The 1,962-nt window shown below is 34.0% G+C and carries 1 protein-coding gene; it reads left to right on the plus strand.

Going from position 1 to position 1,962, the window contains the following annotated elements:
• Positions 1-191 precede the first annotated feature (191 nt).
• Complete coding sequence (locus tag QJ521_RS09590; RefSeq protein WP_282840260.1) at positions 192-1,883, plus strand: IS1634 family transposase; 1,692 nt, start codon at positions 192-194, stop codon at positions 1,881-1,883.
• The last annotated feature ends 79 nt before the right edge of the window (positions 1,884-1,962 follow it).

Consider the following 1,962-nt stretch of genomic DNA (forward strand, 5'->3'; position numbering starts at 1 on the left):
AGTTTTATAGTTGATCACCATTTAATCATAAAGTTCACAACTTAATACAACAAAACCTAAAACCACTTAAAGCGTTGTTTAGAGCGATTTAAGTGGTTTTTCATATAGAACAACTATAAAACTAAAATTTTGTAAATTATAGTTGTGTAGTGTTGTGTATTATGGTATAATGATATTAGGAGGTAATGACTATGTTTATTAGAGTTACGACGTCACCCGATAAGAAATTTTCCAAAGTATATCTGGTTGAAGGGTATCGTGATGAGAAGGGAAAAGTGAAGCAACGTATTGTAGAAAACCTAGGTGACCTAGATACATTGACTCAAGATAATCCAAATGCCTTAAAAGATTTAAAGATTTGGGCGAAGGAAGAAACAAAAAGACTCAAAGGTAAATTGCCTTTAGAAGTGTTCTTTTCGGATCTACAAACAGAGTCAGACAGTCTTTTTAATTATGGGTATGTTTTTTTAGAACGACTTTATCATCGCATAGGGTTATCTAGCTATATGCAGAATTATCAGAGTAAGGTCAAGTGTCAATATAACTTAGATGAAATCTTAAAACTCCTGGTCTTCTCACGTTGTTTAAATCCAGGCAGTAAAAAGAAAGCGTATGAAAGAAAAGGGAATTACTTCTTTGAGTTCAGTGATTTTAAGTTAGAAGACATTTATAAGTCGCTTGATTATTTAGCTGAAGTTAAAGATGATTTAACACTAGCGATGCATGAAAGGATTAATGAAACGTATAAAAGAGATTGTACGCTCGTTTTTTATGACGTGACGAACTACTATTTTGAATCTGAAGAAACAAGCGAATTAAGACAGCGCGGGGTATCCAAAGAGAAAAAGAAAACAGGGATTATTCAAATGGGACTATTTATTGACAGGAACGGTATTCCAATCACCTATGAACTCTTCCCAGGACACACCAATGATTTATCCACAATGAGACCAATCTTAGAAAAGATAAAAAAACAGTATAACTTAGGAAAGATAACCATTATCGCTGATAAAGGCAATAACAGTGGAAAGAACTTAGACTATATTGATAAACAAAAAGACCATTACATCATCAGTCAAAAGATAAGACAAAGAGGCAACGGGCTCGCCGATATCGTCTTAGACCAAGAAGATTACATCACGAATAGCACCGGTACATTCAAGTACAAAACTGTTGAAAGAGATCATGAGATTAAAGAGGATGGTAAAGTCATTTCAACGATTAAAGAACATCTCTTATGTTTTTGGAGTTTAAAAGAAGAACGGTATCAACACGGCAAGCGTGGTTTACTTGATGAAAAGATTGATAAGTTTATCAGTGATCCAAGCCTTTTAAACGCCTCAAACAGTTTTGGGGTTAAAAAATACTTTAAGAAAACAACGTATGATAAAACAACTGGAGAAATCGTTAAGACAAAAAACAGTTACACCTTTGACCAAGAAAAGTATGAACGTGATATAGCGCTTGATGGGTATTACGCCATCGTTACCAATGATTTAGACCTCACACCATTTGAGATTATTGATCATTACAGGCAACTATCGGTGATTGAAGATTCCTTTAGAGTGACAAAGACAGACCTTGAAGGAAGACCTGTTTATGTTTGGACAGATAACCATATCAAGGGTCACTTCCTAACGTGTTTTATCGCTTTAACGCTTTATAGGTTATTACAGCTTGAAACCAATAACGAATACTCAGTGAATCGACTCAAAGAGGCACTTAATAGTGCTGTAACAATGAAATTGAGCAAAGGTGTTTATATCTTACCAAATACAACGGCTACGTTTAAATCATTAAGTGAAAGATACGAACTGAACTATAAATATCTTCGTTATGAAACGTTCAAGACTAAGCTAAACAACATACTACACAACAAATAAAACAAACAAAAAAGAGACTTGAATCCACTAATAAAGCGGATTGGGTCTCTTTTACACTTTTTAAACTATAAAACTCGGG

Origin of the sequence: Peloplasma aerotolerans, from assembly GCF_030012175.1 — a bacterium.
In the GTDB taxonomy this organism is placed as follows: Bacteria; Bacillota_I; Bacilli_A; order Acholeplasmatales; family Acholeplasmataceae; genus Peloplasma; species Peloplasma aerotolerans.